The organism is Pseudomonas sp. SJZ131 (assembly GCF_007828705.1).
Lineage (GTDB): Bacteria > Pseudomonadota > Gammaproteobacteria > Pseudomonadales > Pseudomonadaceae > Aquipseudomonas > Aquipseudomonas prosekii.
In genome coordinates this window covers 1077688-1098389 of sequence record NZ_VIVC01000002.1, presented here as the reverse complement: position 1 = coordinate 1098389, position 20702 = coordinate 1077688, and the positions used below count along the sequence as shown (strand labels likewise).

23 protein-coding genes and 1 riboswitch are annotated in these 20702 nt (G+C 61.4%); of the genes, 5 read left to right on the top strand and 18 right to left on the bottom strand.

All coding sequences use genetic code 11. The features are described from left to right. Positions 1-649 precede the first annotated feature (649 nt). The 3 genes from FBY12_RS12050 (at position 650) to FBY12_RS12040 (ending at position 3064) form a co-directional block, all read left to right on the top strand. Positions 650-874 carry a hypothetical protein gene (locus tag FBY12_RS12050; RefSeq protein ID WP_092271247.1) on the top strand — a complete coding sequence of 75 codons (225 nt, stop codon included), beginning with the start codon at positions 650-652 and terminating at the stop codon, positions 872-874. 289 nt (positions 875-1163) lie between these two features. Beyond that, positions 1164-1646: a hypothetical protein gene (locus tag FBY12_RS12045; protein ID WP_109502369.1), complete on the top strand. Its 483-nt coding sequence runs from the start codon at positions 1164-1166 to the stop codon at positions 1644-1646. A 146-nt stretch (positions 1647-1792) separates the two neighbouring features. Then, positions 1793-3064 carry an OmpP1/FadL family transporter gene (locus tag FBY12_RS12040; protein WP_121734362.1) on the top strand — a complete coding sequence of 424 codons (1272 nt, stop codon included), beginning with the start codon at positions 1793-1795 and terminating at the stop codon, positions 3062-3064. A gap of 85 nt (positions 3065-3149) precedes the next feature. Here FBY12_RS12040 and FBY12_RS12035 read toward each other — a convergent pair whose 3' ends face one another. The 14 genes from FBY12_RS12035 to cobO form a co-directional block, all read right to left on the bottom strand. Continuing rightward, positions 3150-3704, bottom strand: a complete 555-nt coding sequence (locus FBY12_RS12035) for a glutathione peroxidase (RefSeq protein WP_145252976.1) — start codon at positions 3702-3704, stop codon at positions 3150-3152. A 55-nt stretch (positions 3705-3759) separates the two neighbouring features. Continuing rightward, a complete protein-coding gene (locus FBY12_RS27860) occupies positions 3760-3885 on the bottom strand; it encodes a hypothetical protein (RefSeq protein WP_256663299.1) in 126 nt (41 codons plus the stop codon). Further along, on the bottom strand, positions 3882-5090 hold the full coding sequence (locus FBY12_RS12030; RefSeq protein WP_101208055.1) for an MFS transporter: 1209 nt from the start codon (positions 5088-5090) through the stop codon (positions 3882-3884). Before FBY12_RS12030 ends, FBY12_RS27860 begins: the two co-directional genes overlap by 4 nt. A gap of 46 nt (positions 5091-5136) precedes the next feature. After that, entirely contained in the window at positions 5137-5541 is a 405-nt protein-coding gene (locus FBY12_RS12025) for a MarR family winged helix-turn-helix transcriptional regulator (RefSeq protein ID WP_121734360.1), read from the bottom strand. Between the two features lie 232 nt (positions 5542-5773). After that, positions 5774-6508 (bottom strand): adenosylcobinamide-GDP ribazoletransferase, encoded by a 735-nt coding sequence (locus FBY12_RS12020; protein ID WP_145252975.1) that lies wholly within the window; start codon positions 6506-6508, stop codon positions 5774-5776. Positions 6509-6510: 2 nt separating this feature from the next. Further along, entirely contained in the window at positions 6511-7086 is a 576-nt protein-coding gene (cobC, locus tag FBY12_RS12015) for an alpha-ribazole phosphatase family protein (RefSeq protein WP_145252974.1), read from the bottom strand. Next, the gene (gene cobT / locus FBY12_RS12010) at positions 7083-8138 is read right to left on the bottom strand and encodes a nicotinate-nucleotide--dimethylbenzimidazole phosphoribosyltransferase (protein ID WP_145252973.1); all 1056 of its coding nucleotides are present in this window, start codon (positions 8136-8138) and stop codon (positions 7083-7085) included. Before cobT ends, cobC begins: the two co-directional genes overlap by 4 nt. Next, on the bottom strand, positions 8135-8656 hold the full coding sequence (gene cobU / locus FBY12_RS12005) for a bifunctional adenosylcobinamide kinase/adenosylcobinamide-phosphate guanylyltransferase (protein WP_145252972.1): 522 nt from the start codon (positions 8654-8656) through the stop codon (positions 8135-8137). Before cobU ends, cobT begins: the two co-directional genes overlap by 4 nt. Before the next feature lie 114 nt (positions 8657-8770). Next, the gene (locus FBY12_RS12000; protein WP_145252971.1) at positions 8771-10222 is read right to left on the bottom strand and encodes a cobyric acid synthase; all 1452 of its coding nucleotides are present in this window, start codon (positions 10220-10222) and stop codon (positions 8771-8773) included. Then, entirely contained in the window at positions 10219-11211 is a 993-nt protein-coding gene (gene cobD / locus FBY12_RS11995; RefSeq protein WP_145252970.1) for a threonine-phosphate decarboxylase CobD, read from the bottom strand. Before cobD ends, FBY12_RS12000 begins: the two co-directional genes overlap by 4 nt. Next, positions 11204-12112, bottom strand: coding sequence for an adenosylcobinamide-phosphate synthase CbiB (gene cbiB / locus FBY12_RS11990; RefSeq protein ID WP_092271272.1), 909 nt, complete (start codon positions 12110-12112; stop codon positions 11204-11206). The genes cobD and cbiB overlap by 8 nt, the downstream gene beginning before the upstream one ends. After that, a complete protein-coding gene (bluB, locus tag FBY12_RS11985) occupies positions 12109-12759 on the bottom strand; it encodes a 5,6-dimethylbenzimidazole synthase (RefSeq protein WP_121734352.1) in 651 nt (216 codons plus the stop codon). Before bluB ends, cbiB begins: the two co-directional genes overlap by 4 nt. Further along, a complete protein-coding gene (locus FBY12_RS11980) occupies positions 12756-14156 on the bottom strand; it encodes a cobyrinate a,c-diamide synthase (protein WP_145252969.1) in 1401 nt (466 codons plus the stop codon). Before FBY12_RS11980 ends, bluB begins: the two co-directional genes overlap by 4 nt. 10 nt (positions 14157-14166) lie before the next feature. Then, the gene (gene cobO, locus FBY12_RS11975) at positions 14167-14778 is read right to left on the bottom strand and encodes a cob(I)yrinic acid a,c-diamide adenosyltransferase (protein WP_101208045.1); all 612 of its coding nucleotides are present in this window, start codon (positions 14776-14778) and stop codon (positions 14167-14169) included. Positions 14779-14856: 78 nt separating this feature from the next. Beyond that, a riboswitch (cobalamin riboswitch) is annotated at positions 14857-15089 on the bottom strand. Positions 15090-15243: 154 nt separating this feature from the next. Here cobO and FBY12_RS11970 point away from each other — a divergent pair. Together FBY12_RS11970 and FBY12_RS11965 are read left to right on the top strand one after the other, a co-directional pair. Next, positions 15244-15828 carry a hypothetical protein gene (locus FBY12_RS11970; RefSeq protein ID WP_145252968.1) on the top strand — a complete coding sequence of 195 codons (585 nt, stop codon included), beginning with the start codon at positions 15244-15246 and terminating at the stop codon, positions 15826-15828. An 89-nt stretch (positions 15829-15917) separates the two neighbouring features. Continuing rightward, positions 15918-17228, top strand: coding sequence for a sorbosone dehydrogenase family protein (locus FBY12_RS11965; protein ID WP_145252967.1), 1311 nt, complete (start codon positions 15918-15920; stop codon positions 17226-17228). 383 nt (positions 17229-17611) lie between these two features. Here the strand turns inward: FBY12_RS11965 and FBY12_RS11960 are convergent, their stop codons facing one another. The 4 genes from FBY12_RS11960 to hda all read right to left on the bottom strand — a co-directional run bounded on the left by FBY12_RS11960 (position 17612) and on the right by hda (position 20563). After that, positions 17612-18265 carry a class I SAM-dependent methyltransferase gene (locus FBY12_RS11960; RefSeq protein ID WP_145252966.1) on the bottom strand — a complete coding sequence of 218 codons (654 nt, stop codon included), beginning with the start codon at positions 18263-18265 and terminating at the stop codon, positions 17612-17614. A 21-nt stretch (positions 18266-18286) separates the two neighbouring features. Further along, a complete protein-coding gene (locus FBY12_RS11955) occupies positions 18287-18829 on the bottom strand; it encodes a C40 family peptidase (RefSeq protein WP_145252965.1) in 543 nt (180 codons plus the stop codon). Positions 18830-18994: 165 nt separating this feature from the next. Continuing rightward, complete coding sequence (locus FBY12_RS11950) at positions 18995-19633, bottom strand: C40 family peptidase (RefSeq protein ID WP_121734346.1); 639 nt, start codon at positions 19631-19633, stop codon at positions 18995-18997. A gap of 225 nt (positions 19634-19858) precedes the next feature. Further along, positions 19859-20563, bottom strand: coding sequence for a DnaA regulatory inactivator Hda (gene hda, locus FBY12_RS11945; protein WP_054049492.1), 705 nt, complete (start codon positions 20561-20563; stop codon positions 19859-19861). Positions 20564-20702 lie beyond the last annotated feature (139 nt).

Sequence of the window (20702 nt, the reverse complement as noted above, 5' to 3'; positions counted from 1 at the left end):
CCTGTAGCAACACATACCCCTGTAGCAGCTGGCGAAGCCTGCGTTAGGCTGCGCAGCAGTCGTAAAACCTGCAAACGCGGTAATCCTGATCAACTGCGGCGCTCAACTCGGCGACTGCTGCGCAGCCGAACGCAGGCTTCGCCAGCTGCTACAAGGGGCGGTGTTTTGTGGGGAAGAGAAAGTTTTTTTGCTATCACACTTCCTTTCTCGAATTCAATCCGTTAGTATCCGCGGCGTTAGTACCAAGCTGAAAGTCAATTCTGGTCGAACAAATCCTCCCGGTCAGCCTTCGTAAAGAAGCCTCCACCGACAAAGCAGGATCGACCACCTCGATGGTTTCCAGGTAATACTTGCCCCAACACAGCCTTTGAAATGAAAGCAAAGGGTGTTGCCAAGCTCACTTACTCTGACCGAACCAGCCTGCAAATTGATCAGGATCTTCACCCCGGGCCACGAACCTTTGCCCTTGATGTGTTGCCTGCCCTCCTAAGTACCTACCTGCCAGCCCAAGCGCGCCAAATTTTTTAGCGCTTCAAACTGGCTGCTTTGTTCCAGTCGGGTTCTTCGTTCGACCAACGGTGGTCGTCGTCACTGGAACGTTTTAATTTTGCACGGCTCTTATCCGTGTCGCTTGTAGGAACACCTAATAATGTCTGCACAAATCCATACTCAGGATGCCATTCGCACCCTAACCAACGCCTTCGCACCAATGAACTGCCTGATCATGGCCGCTCGCAAAGGCTGCTTCAGCTTCACTCTGGTCAACGAACACGGCATCGCTCGTCACAGCGAACGCCTGTACCCCGATCAATACTCCAGCGCTGAACCGCTGCAGGCCGTGATCGATCGTACTCGTCAGGCACTGGTTGCCTGATACGCCAGAAAGGCTGAAAAGCACAAAAGCCCTGCCTAAATAGCAGGGCTTTTTATTGCCTGATATTTCTCTTTTCGCCCCTAGCGCTTAAGCACTAACCGATATAACGGTTATAACTGCCAGCCGGAAATATTTTAAAAACAGACCTTTACAGCGCGAATATGACACTACACTTCAACTCAAGCGGGGTGATCCGCTTCCGGCGAGCCTGAGTCGATCCACCGCTGCCAAGGCCCTTTCAGGTATCGCCGCCCATTTCCTGCTTCAAGGGCTTTGCTTCGAGGGCTTTATGGGTATCGCTGCCAGCGAACTGTGCCGCTATGTGATCCGCCCGACCTTGATTTATCTCGGGCGCCACAGCGCAACTGCCGAATCCCTGCTGCTGGGCATCGCCGCCAGCCAGTCAGCCCTCGGCTCAGCCCTGCACGACCGCCGTGGCCATGGCTTGTACCGGATCGCCGAGATCCGCCACCGGGCACTTTGGGACCATTACCTGGCGCTCGACCCGGAACGCGCGAGCCTGGTCCGAGGCCTCGCCAGCCAGCACGCATTTCTTAGCAGCCCACACCTGGAACTGACCGTAAACCTGCGTTACGCCACCGCCATCGCCTGGCTGCTGGTCGAACAACAGAACACTCCCCTCCCCGATCCCGATGATGTGCTGGGCATGGCGCGAATCTGGCGCCAGACGTTCCAGCCTCAGGGACGCCTGCGCGACTTCACCTGCGCCTGGCAGACCTGTGTTTCATCGCTGAATCAGGTCGCTTGCTGACCCACCAGTTTCCAAAGATCCCGTAACGGGTCGCGATTCTGGTCGGATTGTCCTACAAAACCGCTCTAACTCAAGGCATACGGGCTATAGCGCTGGGACGAAAATGTTGGTAATTTTCGCCCCGGTGATCACCAGGAGTTCTAATAATGAAAAAAGTAATGCTCAAAACCACCCTTAGCCTCGCCGTTACCTTGGCATCCACCCAGATCTTCGCAGCTGGCTTTGCCATCAACGAACAAAGTATCAGCGGGATGGGTACAGGTTTTGCCGGGCGATCTTCCTCTGCCGATGACGCAAGCACAATTTTTGGCAACCCTGCCGGCATGTCGCGCATCAAGCGTGAACAAGTCACCGGCGGTGCTGCAATGCTCGACGCACACACCGATATCAGCAATGCCGACTCTGCGCCAAACAACGGCAGCAGCCACGGCAACATGGTTCCGTTCATTGCCGTGCCCATGGGCTACTACGTCAAGCCTATCGATGATCACTGGGCAGTTGGTATTGGCATGTACGCGCCATTCGGTCTGGTGACCGACTACGAAAACGGCTTTGCCGGCCGTTACTTCGGCAGCACCAGCGACGTTAAAGTCGTGACCCTGCAACCGACCATCAGCTACGCCTTCAACGACAAGGTGTCGATCGGTTTCGGTCCGACCATCAACCGCATCGACGGCAAGCTGGAATCGAACCTGTCGATTACCCAGGCAGCGCCGGACGGCAAGGTCAAGATCAAAGGTGACGACACCGCGCTGGGCTACAACATCGGCCTGTTGGTGCAAGCTACCGACAGCACCCGCGTCGGCCTGACTTATCACTCGAAAGTGAAGTACAAGCTCGAAGGCAACACCAAGGTCAACTACGGCGTGCTGGGCCTGATCGGCCAGAACCCGAACCAGAAGTTCGACGCTTCGCTGGACCTGACCACGCCTGAATCGGTGGACTTCTCGGTCACTCACGAGCTCGACGACAAGTGGACCCTGTACGCCGGCAGCACCTGGACGCGCTGGAGCCGTCTGAAAGAAATCACCGTGGAAAACAAAGGTGTGCCGGCGATCCTCAACGGCCAATTCGGCAACATCACCGAAGACCAGAACTGGCACGACACCTGGGCGCACGCCATCGGCGCTTCGTATCAGCTGAACAAGCAATGGGTGCTGCGTACCGGCCTGTCCTTTGACCAGGCACCGACCAACAACGTCGACCGTTCCCCGCGCATTCCGACTGGCGATCGCAAGATCTTCAGCCTCGGCGCCGGCTGGAGCCCAACCGACGACCTGACCATCGACGTCGCCTATTCGTACCTGCGCGAAGAGTCGGTCAAGGTCAACAACAGCAACGACCGTGGCCAGAGCTACAACGCCAAGTATCAAAACTGGGCGAACGGTTTCGGGGTCGGCGCAACTTACCGCTTCTGATGATTCACGGCGAGCCTGAACCCCTCGCCAGCAACACCGAAAAAGCCCCGCGCTCTTGTTCAGAGGCGGGGCTTTTCAGTGGGTGTCATTCAGGTTTCGAGGCCAGGGCTTGCTCGACCGCTTCGAGGAATTGCGGGTCGTCGGGTTTGGTCAGGCTGGAGAAATCGGCGATCACCTTGCCTTGGCGATCGACCACGTATTTGTAGAAATTCCACTTCGGCGCGCTGCTCTGCTCGGCGAGGTTTTTGAACAGGTGCGTGGCGTCGTCGCCGCGGACTTTCTGCGGTTCGGTCATGGTGAAAGTCACGCCGTAGTTGACGTAGCAGACCTTGGCGGTTTCTTCGCCGTCCTTGGACTCTTGCTTGAAGTCATTCGACGGCACGCCAATCACTTCCAGCCCCTGGCCCTTGTAGCGCTGATAAAGCGCTTCGAGGCCTTGGAACTGCGGAGCGAAACCGCAGAAACTCGCGGTGTTGACCACCACCAGCGGCTTGCCGGCGAAGCGCTGGCAGAGGTCGATGGATTCCTTGGCGCGCAATTTCGGCAATGAGCCTTGCAACAGGTCCGGGCATTCGGCCGCCTGGGCCGCGGCAGCAAACGTCATCAGCAACGCGGGGACTGCAAACCAGCGCTTGAGCATGTCGGGGCATCCTTGAGAGGTCGTCAGCCAACAAGCTACTCGCCCTCGCAACCGCCTAGCAAGCGCCCATGCCCAATTGCATCAACGCCAACCCGCCCTGTTGCCAGCCCCACCACGCCAGGGCCAGCAGTAAAAAAGCGCCGGCCGCGACGGCAATAATGCGCGGCCAGAAGCTGTTCATACCGCGCTCATCTGCGTTTGCAGGCGCGCCACCGGCCGTTCGCGCACCGGCCAGTTCAGCGCCGCCGCCAACAGGCTCAAGAGAATCGCCACTTGCCAGATCAAGTCGTAGCTCCCGGTTCGGTCGTAAACCACCCCGCCCAACCAGCCGCCGAGAAACGAACCGAGCTGGTGGAACAGGAAAACAATCCCACCGAGCATGGACAGGTTTCGTACACCGAACAAGGTCGCCACGGTGCCGTTGGTCAAAGGCACGGTGGACAACCAGAGAAAGCCCATCGCCATACCGAACAGGTAAGCGCTGGTCGTCGTCACCGGCGCCCACAGAAACAAGCCGATCACCACCGCACGCAGCAGGTACAAACCAGTGAGCAAACGCGGTTTGGACATGCGCCCGCCGAGCCAACCGGCGGTGTAAGTGCCGAAGATATTGAACAGCCCGATCAACGCCAGCACCGTGGTGCCGACCGTGGCCGGCAAGTGTTGATCGACCAGATACGCCGGCAAATGCACGCCGATGAACACCACTTGAAAACCGCAGACAAAAAAGCCAAACGCCAGCAACCAGAAACCGGAGTGCGAACAGGCTTCGCGCAAGGCTTCGGACAAGGTCTGATCATGGCCGAGGGTCGGCAGCGGTTTGTCCTTGAGCATGCTCACCAGCGGCACGATCAACGCGACCAGCAAGCCGAGCACCAGCAATGCTGCGGACCAGCCGAGCCAGCCGATCAGGCCCAAAGTGCCGGGCAACATGGCGAACTGGCCGAACGAACCGGCGGCGCTGGCAATGCCCATGCCCATGCTGCGTTTTTCCGGCGGCACGGCGCGGCCGACCACGCCGAGGATTACCGAGAACGAAGTGCCGGACAGGCCGATGCCGATCAGCAGGCCGGCGCTCAGCGACAACGTCACCGCCGAGTCGGAGAAGCCCATGCAGATCAGCCCTGCCGCGTACAGCACGCCGCCGATCAGCACCACTTTGGCCGCACCGAAGCGGTCGGCCAGCGCCCCGGTGAACGGCTGCGCCAAGCCCCAGATGAGGTTTTGCAGGGCGATGGCGAACGCAAACGTCTCGCGGCCCCAACCGAATTCGCTGCTCATCGGCGCGAGGAACAGCCCGAAACCATGGCGCACACCGAGGGACAACGCGAGGATCAGCGCACTCCCGACCAACACCCAACCGCAAGTACGCCACATCGATGTCATTCTTATTCTCCGGTAGCGGGTATATACCCGCTTGAACAAACTGGCCTCAAGCCAGTTCGTCCAGCAATTTCAGCAAGGTTTCACGTTTCTCGGCGCCGAGGCGATCGACCAGACGCTGCTGCGCCGCTTCCCACGCTGGCAGTGCGTCAGCCAGACGTTGTGTGCCCGCGTCGGTGAGCTTGACGATGCGGTTGCGCATGTCTTCGCCCTCGACCAGTTGCACCAGGCCTTCGCCCTCAAGCACGCGCAGATTGCGCCCAAGCGTGCTGCGGTCCAGCCCCATGGCTTCGGCGAGCGTGGAAATACTTGGCTGATCCAGACGCTGCAGATTGCACAGCAAAGAATACTGGGCAACGTTGATGCCGAAGCCGTCGAGAGCGCCGTCGTAATGCCTGCTGACGCCACGAGCGGCGCGACGCAGGTTGATACATAAACATTGGGAATCGAGCATGGTGCGTGTATATACCCGCGGTTAAATGAAAGCAAATTTTTTGTTACAGAAGGCAAGTGGGAGCAAGGCTTGCCCCGCGAAGGTTGCGCTGCGGTCCGACGGGTAAACCGCGTGATCGTTTATCGCGGGCAAGCCTTGCTCCCACAGGTGAGCGCGATTCCATGCAGGACCGCGATCCCCTGTAGGAGTGAGCCTGCTCGCGATAGGGCCAGCACAGCCCCCACCAACCCCATCAAACCAACGCCAACCCCACCAACACCGCCATCTCAAGCAATTCCAGCAACGCCCCCGCCGTATCGCCGGTGGTCCCGCCCAAGCGCCGCAGCATCACCTGCCGCAACCAGACAAACAGCGCAATCGCGATCACCAGCGCAACCAGCCCATCGGTCATCCCGCCGATCAGCAGACACCCCAGCGCACTCAGGGCCAACACCCGCCAACCGGCGGTGCGCGGCAAATGATCCGCCAGCGCCTGGCCCAAGCCACCGGCGCGCACATACGGCGTGGTCAGAAACAACCCTAGCAGCGCCGCCCGCCCCAGCAGCGGCACGATCAGCAACACCGCGCCCTGCCCTTGTTCGATCAACGCCAGCAACGCGGCAAATTTCAGCAGTAACACCAACACCAGCGTGACCACCGCAATCGGCCCACTGCGCGGATCCTTCATGATCGTCAGCGTGCGTTCGCGATCGCCGAATCCGCCCAGCCACGCATCCGCGCTGTCGGCCAGACCGTCCAGGTGCAGCGCGCCGCTGAGCAATACCCAAACCGTCAGCAACAGCGCGGCATGCAGCAACAATGGCGCGCCCGCCAGCGCGATGTTCATTCCCCAGAGAATCAAGCCAAACAGCAGGCCGACCAGCGGATAAAACAGCAACGAACGCCCTAGCTCTTTCGGCTCCGGCATGCCCGGCAGACGAATCGGCAAACTGCTCAAAAATTGCAGGGCAATCCAGAACGGCAACATGCTCAGCTCGCTTCCCGTAACAAGGCACCCGCACCGACCGCCAGCGAATGCAACGACGCGTGCGCGACGTCGACATTCAGCAATTGCTCGCGCGGCAAACCACGCGCCTGCGCCAGGAGCAGTTTCATCACGCCGCCGTGGGTGATCAGCAATACGCGTTCGCCGGCATGCGCGGCGTGCAAGCGCTCGACCGCTGCCAGCACCCGCGCCGAAAAGTCCGCAACCGGCTCACCGTCGGGCGGGGTGAACGCGTAAGGATCACTCCAGAATCGACCCAAATCCTCGGCACTGGAGTCCATCAGCGCGGCGGTGCTCTGCCCTTCCCAGGCGCCGAAATGCAGTTCCTGCAGGTCTTTTTCAAGTTGTACCGGCAAGCCCAGTTGCGCGCCGAGTTCGTCGGCAAACCGCGCGCAACGTTGCAACGGCGAACTGACCAAGCGATCCCACGGCCCTTGCTCGATCACCGCCGCGCGCATCTGCGCCCAGCCTTTTTCGGTCAGCGCATCGTCGAGGCTGCCGCGCAGGCCGCCACCGAGTTCGGTCTCGCCGTGGCGCAACAAATCCAGGTGCAAGGTCATGCCGGACGATCCGCCACGGCCGCTTCGGCAAACGTCGCCATTTGCCCATGAAGGTCGCAGGCGAGACGCAACAACGGCACCGCCAACGCCGCGCCGCTGCCCTCGCCGAGGCGCAAACCGAGGTCGAGCAACGGCTCGGCGTTCAAGGATTCGAGGACGTGGCGATGGCCCGGCTCGGCGCCGCGATGGCCGAACAGCAGCCAGTCGCGGCACTGCGGATTCACGCGCACCGCGACCAGCGCAGCGACGCTGCAGATAAAGCCGTCGACCAGCACTGCAATGCCTTCCTGCGCGCAGGCCAGATAAGCGCCGACCAGCGCGGCGACTTCGAAACCGCCGAGGTTGAACAGGGTTTGCAGCGCGTCGCCACGCCGCGCGGCATGCAACGCTATTGCACGCTCGATCACCTGCGCCTTGTGGCTGACCCCGGCAGCGTCGAGCCCGGTGCCCGGCCCGGTCAAATGCGCCACCGGGCAGTCGAGCAACGCGCAGGCCAGCGCACTGGCGGCGGTGGTGTTGCCGATGCCCATTTCGCCGCCGATAAACAGCTGCGCGCCAGTTTCGCGGGCGCGCAACACGCTGTCGCGACCAGCCTGCAAGGCGAGTTCACCTTGGGCGACCGTCATGGCCGGGCCGTGCGCGAAATTGGCGGTGCCGGCGCCGATGTTCAAGTGACGCACGCCTGGCAGGTTGAGCGACGGCGTGACGGTGCCGAGGTCGACCACTTCCAGCGCCGCGCCCAACTGCCGCGCCAATACGCTGATCGCCGCGCCACCGCTGACGAAGTTGTGGAGCATTTGCCCGGTGACTTCCTGCGGATACGCCGACACACCTTCAGCAACCACGCCGTGATCGCCGGCAAAAATCGCGATCCACAGGTGCTCGAGGCGCGGTTTGACCTGGCCCTGCAACCCGGCGAGTTGCACCGCTACCGACTCCAGCCGCCCGAGCGAACCGGCCGGTTTGGTCAGTTGCTGTTGCCGCGCCTCGGCCAGTTCGACGGCCGCCGCATCAATCGGCTTGCACGGGTTCAGCCACCAGGATTGGGTCATAACGCAGTTCCTTTCAAAGTCAGGGGCAGGCCGGCGACCGTCAGGACAACACGCTGACAGCGCTCAGCCAAAGCTTGATGCAGCCAACCGGCTTCATCGACGTAGCGGCGAGTCAATTCGCCCAGCGGCACGACACCCATTCCGGTTTCGTTGCTGACAAAAATGATTTCACCCGGCAATGACGCCAGGCAATCGAGCAAGGCATCGCGCTCGGCGCCGAGGCGCTCGGGGTCGTCGAGCATCAGCAGGTTGGTCAGCCACAGGGTCAGGCAATCCACTAGCAGGCACTGCTCGGCGCGGGCGTTTTCGCGCAGGACGCGGGCGAGTTGCAGCGGTTCTTCGATCAGCGCCCATTCGGCCGGACGACGGGCGCGGTGATGGGCGACGCGTTCGTTCATTTCGCCGTCGAGGGGTTGGCTGGTGGCGATGTAAGTCACCGCCATGGCGCTGTCGGAAGCGAGTTTTTCAGCGAGGCGACTTTTGCCGGAGCGGGCGCCGCCGAGGATGAGTTGGAGCATGGTTTCAACCTTTTAATAATCGGTGGATTGGAGGGCCTCATCGCGGGCAAGCCTTGCTCCTACAGAGATGCGGCGCACCAACTGTGGGAGCGAGGCTTGCCCGCGAAGGCGGCCTCAAAACCCACAAAGCTCTCGGAGCAGCCGCGTATCCAAATGCTTCTCCACCAAATCTGCCAAGCGCTCGATATCACGTTCGCGCAAGCCGTGGTAATCGACGTCCTGCACGTCGCTCAAACCAGCCCAGCGCAGCAGCGCACTGCTCGCCGCCGGGGATTCGAACAAGCCATGCAGGTACGTGCCGAAAATCTGCCCGTCGAGGCTTTGCGCGCCATCGCAGCGACCATCGTCCAGTTGCACCGCCGCGTGTTCCAGCGCCGGCCCAGTGGTTACGCCAGCGTGGATTTCATAACCGAGCACTTCAGCATTCTCCAGCGCCAGATGTCCGCGCACGTTGCGCAACTGCTTCTCTTCCTCGAGCAAGGTTTCGAACGCCAGCAAGCCCAGCCCGGCACTCGAACCCGGCGCGCCTTCGAGGCCCAGCGGGTCGTGGACCTGTTCGCCGAGCATCTGCAAACCGCCGCAAATCCCCAGCACTTTGCCGCCATAGCGCAGGTGCCGCGAAATCGCCGTGTCCCAGCCATTGGCGCGCAAATAGGCGAGGTCATGCCGAACGCTTTTCGAGCCGGGAAGAATGATCAAATCCGCGGATGGAATCGGCTGGCCAGGGCCGATGAATTGCAGATCGACTTGTGGATGCAGGCGCAGCGGATCGAAATCGGTGTGATTACTGATGCGCGGCAGCACCGGCACCACCACTTTGAGCACTTGATCAGCCTTGGCGGTCTGGCGCTGATCGATGCCGTCCTCGGCCTCCAGATGCAGGTCCATCACATACGGCAGCACGCCGATCACCGGTTTGCCGGTGCGTGATTCGAGCCAGTCGAGGCCCGGTTGCAGCAACGCAATGTCGCCGCGAAAACGATTGATGATGAAGCCTTTGACCCGCGCCTGTTCACTCGGCGACAGCAACTCCAGGGTGCCGACCAGATGCGCGAAAACCCCACCGCGATTGATGTCGGCGATCAGCACCACCGGGCAATCCACCGCCTCGGCGAAACCCATGTTGGCGATGTCGCCGGCGCGCAGATTGATCTCGGCCGGCGAGCCCGCGCCTTCCACCATGACCACTGGATACGCCGCGCTCAGCCGCGCATGCGAGGCGAGCACCGCTTGCATGGCGATGCTTTTGTAGTCGTGATACGCCACGGCGTTCATGGTGGTGACGGCGCGACCGTGGATGATCACTTGCGCGCCGGTGTCGCTGTTGGGTTTGAGCAGCACCGGGTTCATGTCGGTGTGCGGCTCAAGGTGGGCGGCCTGGGCCTGCACCGCTTGCGCGCGGCCGATTTCGCCACCGTCAGCCGTTACCGCGCTGTTCAACGCCATGTTCTGCGGTTTGAACGGCACGACGCTGACGCCGTGGCGCCGCACCCAACGGCACAACGCCGTCACCAGCGTGCTTTTACCGGCGTCGGACGTGGTGCCCTGCACCATCAACGTAGTCATTGGTTTTCCTTGGCGAAGGCTCGCAGCGCTTGTTCGAGGCGCGCTTCTTCAGCGGCGTCGGCAGGCAGACCGAAGCGCAGGCTGCTGTTGTGGGTGAACAACCGCAGCAAAATGCCGCGCCGGGCCATGAACTCATGCAGTTCTTCGGCGCGTTCGGTGATCAGCCACTGAAACAACGCGCAACCGCCCTGCGGCTTGAGGTCGTAACGTTCGAGCATGGCGGCTAGGCGCTGGCTCGCTTGTTCACTGCGCAGGCGTTGCCGCGCATGGCCCTCGGTATCTTGCAGACATGCCTGGCCCAAGACCCGCGTCGGGCCGCTGACCGCCCACGGCCCGACTTGCTCGGCGAGCAATTTGAGCAGTTTGCGCTCAGCCAAAACGAATCCCAAACGTACCCCGGCGAGGCCGAAAAACTTGCCGAAGGAGCGCAACACGATCAAGCCAACCTGGTTGGCGAACGGTGCCACGCTCAGTTGCGGGGTGTTGTCCATGAACGCTTCGTCGACCACCAGCCAGCCACCGCGCTGGGCCAGCCGCGAGTGCCAGTCGAGCAAGCGACTTGGGGTCAGGCTCAGGCCAGTGGGATTGTTCGGATTGACCACCACCAGCACGTCGAGGTTGTCGATAAAGAAGTCGACTTCCTGCTCCAGCACTTCGCGCACGATGTAGCCGCTGCGGCGCCAGGCTTCGGAGTGTTCGGCGTAACACGGCGACAGCACGCCGACCTTGCCGGCGCGGCGCAAACGCGGCAGCAACTGGATAGCCATTTGCGAACCGGCGACCGGCAACACTTGCGCTGCGCCGTAGTAATCGCAGGCGGCTTGCTCCAGGCCGTCATCGGTTTCCGGCAACCGCGCCCAGGCACGCAACGGAATCTGCGGGATCGGAAACGGCCACGGCGCCAGACCGCTGGACAGGTCGAGCCAATCGGCCTCGGCAATCGCGTAATCGAGGGCTGCCTTGCGCAGCCGGCCACCGTGCTCAAGCATAAAATTCGGCTCCGACGCAGAGAATCAGCAGCCATAACCATACGCCGCGCTGAACCAATTGCCAGCCACGGTCGATAGAGTCGGCGTCCGCTGGCGGGCCTTCGCCGAGCTGCGGACGCTGGTGCAGTTCACCGTGATAAATCGCCGCCCCGCCCAACTCGACGCCCAACGCACCGGCACCGGCGGCCATCACCGGTCCGGCATTCGGGCTGTCCCAGGTCGGCCCTTGGTTGCGCCAGCATTTCAGCGCGAGTCGGGTTTTGCCCAGCAGCGCGTAGGTCAACGCCACCAGACGTGCAGGAATGTAGTTGAGCACGTCGTCGATTTTCGCCGCTGCCCAGCCAAAGCGTTCAAAGCGTTCGTTGCGATAACCCCACATTGCGTCGAGCGTGTTGCTCAAGCGATAGAGGACCACGCCCGGCGCGCCGGCCACGGCAAACCAGAACAGTGCGGCGAATACCGCGTCGCTGCCGTTTTCCAGCACCGATTCGGTAGCGGCGCGGGCGACTGCGGTTTTGTCCAGTTCGCTGGTCTGGCGGCTGACCAGATAACCAACGCGTTTGCGCGCCTCTTCAAGATCATCGCTGCGCAAGGCCTTGGCCACCGGTTCGACGTGTTCGCCGAGGCTGCGCATGCCCAGCGCGCAGTACAGCGCCAGAATTTCCACCAGCCAACCGACGTAAGGCGCCCAGGACAGCGCGGTGGCGAGCAAGGTCAGCGGCACTACCGCGATCACCCACGCGGTGACGCCGTGACTGCGCCAGCCGCGCCCGGCGGAGTTGAAACGTTGCTCGATGCGATCGGCAAAGCCGCCGAACGCCACCAGCGGATGCCAGCGTTTCGGTTCACCGAGCAGCGCATCCAGCGCAACCGCAGCGACACTCAACAACGCCACACTCATTGACTCACTCCCCAAAAATTTTCATACAGCAGTTCATTCAGCGGACGCGCCTGCGCCCAGCCTTCAAGCACCAGCATCGGCGCCGGGTAAAACTCCTTGACCGGGCCGAGGCAGAGGATCGCCAGCGGCTTGGCGCCGGCCGGCAAACCGAGCAGGTCGGCCAGGGCTTGCGGCTCGAACAACGACACCCAACCCATGCCGAGGCCTTCGGCGCGGGCCGCCAACCAGAGGTTTTGAATCGCGCAGGACAACGACGCCATGTCCATTTCCGGCAGAGTGCGCCGACCGAAAATGTGTTTTTCACGGTCGTCCATCAGCGCGGCGACCAACACTTCGGCGCAGTCGTTGATGCCTTCGACTTTGAGCTTCATGAAGTCGTCGCTGCGTTCGCCGAGGGCTTCGGCGGTGCGCACACGTTCTTCTTCCACCAGTTGCTGGATCTGCCCGCGCAGGGCTCGGTCGCTGATACGGATGAAGCGCCACGGTTGCATCAGGCCGACGCTGGGGGCCTGATGCGCGGCTTCGAGCAGGCGTCGAAGCAAGGTCGGCTCGACGCTGCCGCCGCTGAAGTGGCGCATGTCGCGACGCTCGGCGATGGCTCGGTAGACCGCTGCGCGCTCGGCTGCGGAAAATGCGGTGTCGGTCATGGCCGCTTCGCGAGCAGGCTCGCTCCTACAGGGTTCCGCGATTCTTCAGACACAACCTCATTCAATGTAGGAGTGAGCCTGCTCGCGATGGCGTCCTCAAGATCCGGTAGAAAAAGTGCAGCAATCGCGGACGGATTCGACGGGAAATAAAAGTGCACATAAGAAGCCGTCATCCGCCCCTGACGATAAACCGCCTCCGCCCCACGCCCACCGTTCGGGCTCAAACCACGGGCAATCGGCTCGAGTTCGGTGCTGGTCAACGAGTGGTGATAGGTATGCCCGCGCAATACACCTTCGGGCAATTCCACCGCTTGCAACGCCAACGCCGCCAAGCGCTTTTGCATCACCGCAGCACCGGTCAGCAAACCGACCAGTTCGGCGCGTGTGCCTTCGACATCGGTCAACGAATCGAGCAGATAAAGCATGCCGCCACATTCCGCGAGCAGCGGTTTGCCAGCGGCGTGGTGTGCGCGGATGGCATCGAGCATCGAAGTGTTTTGCGCCAGCGCAACGTGGTGCAGCTCGGGATAACCGCCCGGCAGATAAAGGCTGTCAGCCTCGGGCAACTGGCGGTCGCGGATCGGCGAGAAGAACAGCAATTCGGCGCCCATCGCTCGCAGCAAATCGAGGCTGGCGCCGTAGGTGAAGGCGAACGCTTCGTCGCGCGCCACGGCAATCCGTACGCCGGCGAGCAGCGGCTCGGCTTCGAGCACATCCGGGGTGGCAAATTCGACTGCCGGTGGCAGCGCTACCTCGCAACTGCTGGCGAGCGCATCGGCGGCGGCGTCGAGGCGCAGGTCGAGGTCGTTGAGCTCGCTGGCCTGGACCAGTCCGAGGTGGCGGCTCGGCAGCTCGATCCCGGTTTCGCGCGACAACGCGCCGTACCAGCGCAGGCCTTCGGTGAGGCTGCCTTCGAGCAATTGCGCGTGACGCAAGGTGCCGACGCGATTGGCCAAAACGCCGGCAAACGGCAAGTCCGGCTGATAGCGCGCCAGGCCCAGCGCCAATGCGCCGAAGGTCTGGGCCATGGCGGTGCCGTCGATCACGCCGAGCACCGGCACCCCGAAGTGTCGCGCCAGGTCAGCGCTGGACGGCGTGCCGTCGAACAGGCCCATGACGCCTTCGATCAGGATCAGATCGGCTTCGCCGGCGGCTTCCCACAACAGTCGACGGCTTTCCTGCTCGCCGACCATCCACATGTCCAATTGATAGACCGGCGCACCGCTGGCGCGCTCGAGAATCATCGGGTCGAGAAAGTCCGGGCCGCATTTGAACACGCGCACCTTGCGCCCCTGATTGCGATGCAAACGGGCCAGCGCGGCGGTGACGGTGGTCTTGCCCTGACCGGAGGCCGGCGCGGCGATCAGCACCGCCGGGCAATGACGGCTGATATTCATAAAGCACAACTCACAATTCGACGCCTTTTTGCGCTTTGATCCCGGCCTGGAACGCATGCTTGATCACGCCCATTTCGGTGACCGTGTCGGCGAGTTCGATCATTTCCGCTTTGGCCCCGCGACCGGTGACCACCACGTGCTGCATCGGCGGACGCGCCTGCAAATCGCTGAGCACCTGATCGAGGTCGAGGTAGCCGTGCTTCAGGGCGATGTTCAGTTCATCCAGCACCACCAGGCCAATCGACGGATCGCGCAGCAGTTCGCGGGACACTTGCCACGCTGCCTCGGCCGCCGCGATGTCGCGCTGGCGGTCCTGGGTTTCCCAGGTGAAGCCCTCGCCCATCACGTGAAAACGCACCTGTTCCGGGAAGCGCCGAAAGAACAATTCTTCGCCGGTGCTGTTGCGACCCTTGATGAACTGCACCACGCCGCACTGCATGCCGTGGCCCATGGAACGGGCGAGCATGCCGAACGCCGAACTGCTTTTGCCTTTGCCGTTGCCGGTCAGCACCAGGAGCAAACCGCATTCGTTCGGCGAGTTGGCGATGCGTTCGTCGATCACCGCTTTTTTGCGCAACATGCGCGCCAAATGGCGTTCGTCACGATCGGGGGTATCAGTCATGGGGAGCTCTCCGTTGAGGCTGGAAACGGCGGGCAGGCACAAGAATAGACGGCAAAAAGCCTGGCATCGCCCACCGTGATGCCGCTGGATGGATCAGGCCGGTCTCCGGGCTCATGAGTGGCGGATGCCGGACTGCGCGCCTTCCCATGTCGTTCGACACAGTGGCTGTTGGCGCAATCTTTGACTCATTTACCGTTGCGGGGGCAGCGCCGGGATGATGCTTGTCGATTGCTTGAATCGAGGCACGCACCGGCTTCCCTGTTTCACCCTGTCGACCGCAGTCACAGAGCACCTGAAACAAGCCGCGAAGGTTAGAGGGTTGGGGGTGGAGCGTCAATTAAAGCCGGGCGCCGGGCGGTTGAATAACTGCCGTCAATCCATTTGTCATGGCTGGTGTTGTAGCCTACGCTTGGCGGTGATATCAAAGCGCCACAATCTCACATCACAATAACAAGGGTGAGCACCATGCAAGGCATGATCATCAGCAATCCGAAGCTGGAATTCCTGCGCCCGCTGCTGGAACGCTGGTTTGACTGTATCGACCGCTATAACGCGGTGCGCGGCGATAACGACGCGCCGTACTGGTTCGACGAAAACGCCAATCGCGGGCTGCTGTCGGCGGCGGCGTGGGCGGCGGAAATGGTCACTTTGCAGCAGGCGCCGACGCGCAAACAGACTGAGGACGGCGACCGCAATGGCCGTGCCGACCTGATGATTGCCACCAGCGACGAACGCGTCTGGTTGCAGACCAGTCAGCGCTGGCCGAAGGTCAACAGCTTGAATCTGACTCAGGCACTGGTCGATATCACCAGTGACGCGAAGCGAATCAGCTACGCCAGCGACCTGAAACTCGGCTGTCTGTTTGTCGCGCCGCACAAGCCGCAGCAAAGCGCCACCCCGGAAGAATTGCAGGACATGGTCGACGATCTGCAAAAGGAACACACGTGCGCGGTCGCCTGGTATTTCCCTTACGCCTACCGCAAATTGCGCAACGAGAGCGGCCACTATCACCCAGGGATCGCCGTGCTGCTCAAAGAGGCGCGCGGTTGACGGGTTGATTGCTCAGGGTCGATGGGTTGAACCATCGCGGCGGTTCGCTTCTCTATGAATAAACCAGTGCATTCATAGGGAAGGTCAGCATGCGCAAGCCCCAGCTCGTTTTTGTCATCGCGCTCGCCGGAGGCCTTGCTGCCTGCGGCGAGACGTCCAGCCTGCAAGTCTCTGACGGCACCGGCCCATCGCCGAAGTTGCCCGAACCGAACAAAACCCTGATCCCGACAGTCAACATCGCCCCGGCGATCGGCTGGCCGGCCGGCGCCAAACCGACTGCTGCCGCCGGAACCCAGGTCGCCGCGTTCGCCGAAAACCTCGATCACCCTCGCTGGCTCTACGTGCTGCCGAACGGTGATGTGTTGGTGGCCGAAACCAACGCGCCGCCAAAACCTGATGACAGCAAAGGCATTCGTGGCTGGGTGATGAAGAAGGTCATGGGCCGCGCCGGTGCCGGCGTGCCAAGCGCCAACCGCATCACGTTGTTGCGCGATCAGGACCACGACGGCGTCGCCGAAACCCGCACGGTGTTTCTGGAAAACCTCAACTCGCCGTTCGGCATGACGCTGGTTGGCAATGATTTGTACGTCGCTGACACCGACCGTTTGTTGCGTTTCAACTATGAAACCGGCGCGACGTCAATCAAGTCCGAGCCGATCAAAGTCGTCGACCTACCGGGTGGCACGCTGAACCATCACTGGACCAAAAACGTCATCGCCAGCAAGGACGGCAGCAAGCTGTACGTGACGGTTGGCTCGAACAGCAACGTCGGTGAAAACGGCCTGGACCAGGAAGAAGGTCGCGCGGCTATCTGGGAAGTCGACCGCGCCACCGGTAATCATCGGATTTTCGCGTCGGGCTTACGCAACCCCAATGGCATGAGCTGGGAACCTACCAGCGGCGCGTTGTGGACGGCAGTGAACGAGCGCGACGAAATCGGCAGCGATCTGGTGCCGGACTACATCACTTCGGTCAAGGACGGCGCGTTTTATGGCTGGCCGTTCAGCTATTACGGGCAGCATGTGGATGTGCGTGTCGAACCGCAAAACCCCGATCTGGTGGCCAAAGCCATCGCCCCGGATTACGCGGTCGGCCCCCACACCGCCTCGCTCGGTCTGACGTTTGCCGAGGGCAGCAAATTGCCGTCGTTCACCAGCGGCGCATTCATCGGCCAGCACGGTTCGTGGAACCGCAAACCGTACAGCGGCTACAAAGTGATTTTCGTGCCGTTCACCGCCGGCAAACCGACCGGACAGCCAGTGGACGTGCTGACCGGCTTCCTCGACAAAGACGAAAAAGCCATGGGCCGCCCGGTGGGCGTGGTCATTGATCAGCAAGGCAGCTTGCTGGTGGCTGATGACGTGGGGAACAAGGTGTGGCGGGTTTCGGCGGTTAAATAACCCCAGCGCCAGCGTATGACCCATGTGGGAGCGAGCTTGCTCGCTCCCACAGGTTTGATCGGTGTTTGCGCCCCACCGCATAACCCATGTAGGAGTGAGCCTGCTCGCGATGGGGCCTCAACATTCAACATCTGTGTTGACTGTCAGGCCGCTATCGCGAGCAGGCTCACTCCTACAATTTGATTGGTGTTTGTGCCTGCTTCTCGCAGCACCAAGTCATCCAGCGCACCGCTCCCACAGTTTTGACTGGTGTCTGCGCCCCACCGCATACCCCATGTAGGAGTGAGCCTGCTCGCGATGGGGCCATAACATTCAACATCTGTGTTGATTATTAGGCCGCCATCGCGAGCAGGCTCACTCCTACAATTTGATTGGTGTGATGGCTAGCGTTTACGGCACAGGGTCAGGCCGTCGCCTATCGGTAGCAGGGACAAGTCCACGCGCTGGTCTTCTTTTAACGCTCGGTTCAACGCTTGAATCGCTCGCGTATCCGCGCTTTCGGGATTGCTTTCCAGCACCCGCCCGCTCCACAGCGTGTTATCGAAGACTGCCAGACCACCGACCCGCAGCAAGCGCAGGGCGTGTTCGAGGTAGTTGGGGTAATTGGCTTTGTCGGCGTCGATGAACATCAGGTCGAACTGCCCTGGCTGATCGAGCGTCGCGAGGGTTTCCAGCGCCGGCGCCAAGCGCAGATCGATACGCTGGACAACGCCCGCCTCCTGCCAATAGCGGCGCGCGGTGGCGTTGTAGTCGCCGGCAATATCGCAGCAGATCAGCGAGCCGTCATCGGGCAACGCTTGCGCCATGCACAACGCGCTGTAGCCGGTGAAGGTGCCGACTTCCAGCAAACGCTTGGCGCCGGTGAGTTTGACCAGTAACGCGAGGAATTGCCCCTGCTCCGGCGCCACTTGCCAGCGCGCCATCGGCAGCGCCTGGGTCTCGTCACGCAAGCGCTTGAGCAGCGACGTTTCCCTGAGGGAAACGTCGAGCAGGTATTGATAGAGGGAATCGTCGAGATTGAGCGTGCGAGCGGTCATCAACACCTCCGCGAAGAAAACCTACTGATTACGCGCCAAGTGCTCAGGTTGCAACACGCGTTTGGCGCTCAGATAGGCCTTCTGCCAATAGGCTTTCGACAGACTGTCGAGCTTGACCGTGCCGCCCGTGGCCGGCGCATGCACGAAGCGGCCTTCGCCGACGTAGATGCCGGCGTGGCTGACCTGCGAGCCGCCGTTGGTGGCGAAGAAGATCAGGTCGCCGGTTTGCAGGCCTTCCTTGCCGACGTTCGCCGCTTGCATGCCGATCATTTCACGGGTGGTGCGCGGCAGGCGGATGCCAGTGACATCGCGGTAGACGTAACCGATCAAGCCACTGCAATCGAAACCGGAATCCGGCGTGTTGCCGCCCCAGCGATAGGGCGTGCCGACGAGCCCGAGGGCGCGGAACAACACGTCTTCTGCTTCGGGAGAGAAAGATTGCGCGGGCGCGAACACAATTGGCGCGCGGATCACCGGCGCAGCAGGCGGCGGTGGCGTGCGACTGGCGCAGCCGCTGAGCAGGGCTGCGAGGAGCATCAGGGTGAGGCGGGCCGACATCGTCATAAGCAGAGCATCCTGATCTGGCTGCGGCTTTTTCCTGTCGGAAGACAGAAAAGAAAACCGCCAGCGCTGGGCACGGGCGGTTTGCCATCAATAATAGATCAGGATTCTAGCGCTTATGCGCCAAACTTCAAGTAAGACTTTAAGTTCGCCCTACATAAAGTGTGCTTACTTTCGAGCGGTGACCACAGTGGGTGCCATCGCAAGTGCGCGCTTGGCTTCGATGAAGGTTTTGCTCCAGTAGCTGTCGCCCAGGCTATCGACTCGTACGCCACCGCTTTTGCGGCTGCTGGAGTGGATGAACTGGTCATCACCGAGGTAGATCCCGGCGTGACTGACACGACCGCGACGACCATTGGTGGCGAAGAACAGCAAATCACCAGGTTTCAGATTGTTGCGCGAAACCAGCGGCGCGTCCACGTTGATCATTTCGCGAGTGGAGCGCGGCAGATTCATGCCGGCCTCTTCACGAAACAGATAACCGATGAAACCGCTGCAGTCGAAACCGGCTTCAGAGGTGCCGCCGAAACGGTAACGAGTACCGATCAGGGACATGCCGCGTTCGAGGATGCTGTCAGCAAGGACCGGAAGCTGGTACGACTTGCCGTCGGCAAAGGTCGCCAGTTCTTTTTCGGTGGCCGTTTCTTCGAGGAACAGAGGTTCTTGATAACGAACCGAAGATTGGGCGGTAACAGAGCTTTTAGCCTGCTGCTGCGGGGCTTGTTCAACCACTGGCGTGTGGCTGGCGCAACCGAACAACAGGGTGACGAGTGCGAGAGGCACGAGGGGTGCGAAGCGATTTAGCATGGGCACGACCGTGGCTGATAGTTGTAAAGAAGGCGAGACTATGCCCGCTATCAAGTCGATTTGCAAATTCAATCGAACTTAATGTGACTTCCCGGTTTCGTCCGCACATCTAAGCGCTAAAGCCCGTTTTGCCTGTTTACGCGGCCTGCGCCCTGCAGGAAAGCGCGATTGCTGGCGTCTGCCTTAGACCAAAAACGGCTAAAGCCCCCGAATCAGCGGGACTTGCTACCAGCCAAGGGTTTCTTTCAAGAAGGGAATGGTCAGCTTGCGCTGGGCCTGCAGCGAGGCCTGATCGAGGCGTTCCAGCAGCTCGAACAACGCACTCATGCTGCGCGTGCCGCGCGTCAGGATGAAGTGCCCGACTTCGTCCGTCAGGTGCAAGCCGCGACGCGATGCGCGCAATTGCAGGGCGCGCAGCTTGTCTTCATCGGACAACGGGCGCATCTGGAAAATCAGTGCCAGGGTCAGGCGTGATTTCAGATCCGCGAGCTTCACCGGCAACTCACGCGGCGAGGTCGAAGCGGCAATCAGCAAACGCCGACCGCTGTCACGCAGACGATTGAACAGGTGAAACAGCGCCTCTTCCCAATCCGCGCGGCCGGCCACGGCTTGCAGATCGTCCAGGCACACCAGTTCGTATTGTTCGAGGTTGTCGAGGATTTCGATGCCGCGATCCAGCAACTCGGCCAGCGGCAGATACACGGCGGGCTCGCCCATCTGCTCGAAACGCAGACACGCGGCTTGCAACAAATGCGTGCGCCCTACCCCGTCCTTGCCCCAGAGATAGATCAGGCTTTCGGTCCAGCCGGCGTCGGCTTCGCATAGCCGCTCGACATAGCCGAGTGCAGCGGCATTGGCGCCTGGGTAGTAATTGATAAAGGTAGCGTCGTCACGCAGACGCACACCTAGGGGCAGCTGAATCGGTTTCATGCTGACTGAACAGTTCCAAAGGAACCGTTAGTGGCCTCTGTGTAAAGTTTGCGAAGTTTATACCCGTGGGCCAGCCCGCACAATGCGGCAGACCACAAGCAAAATCAAAGGTTTGCGTTAACGCACTGGTTTCATGACA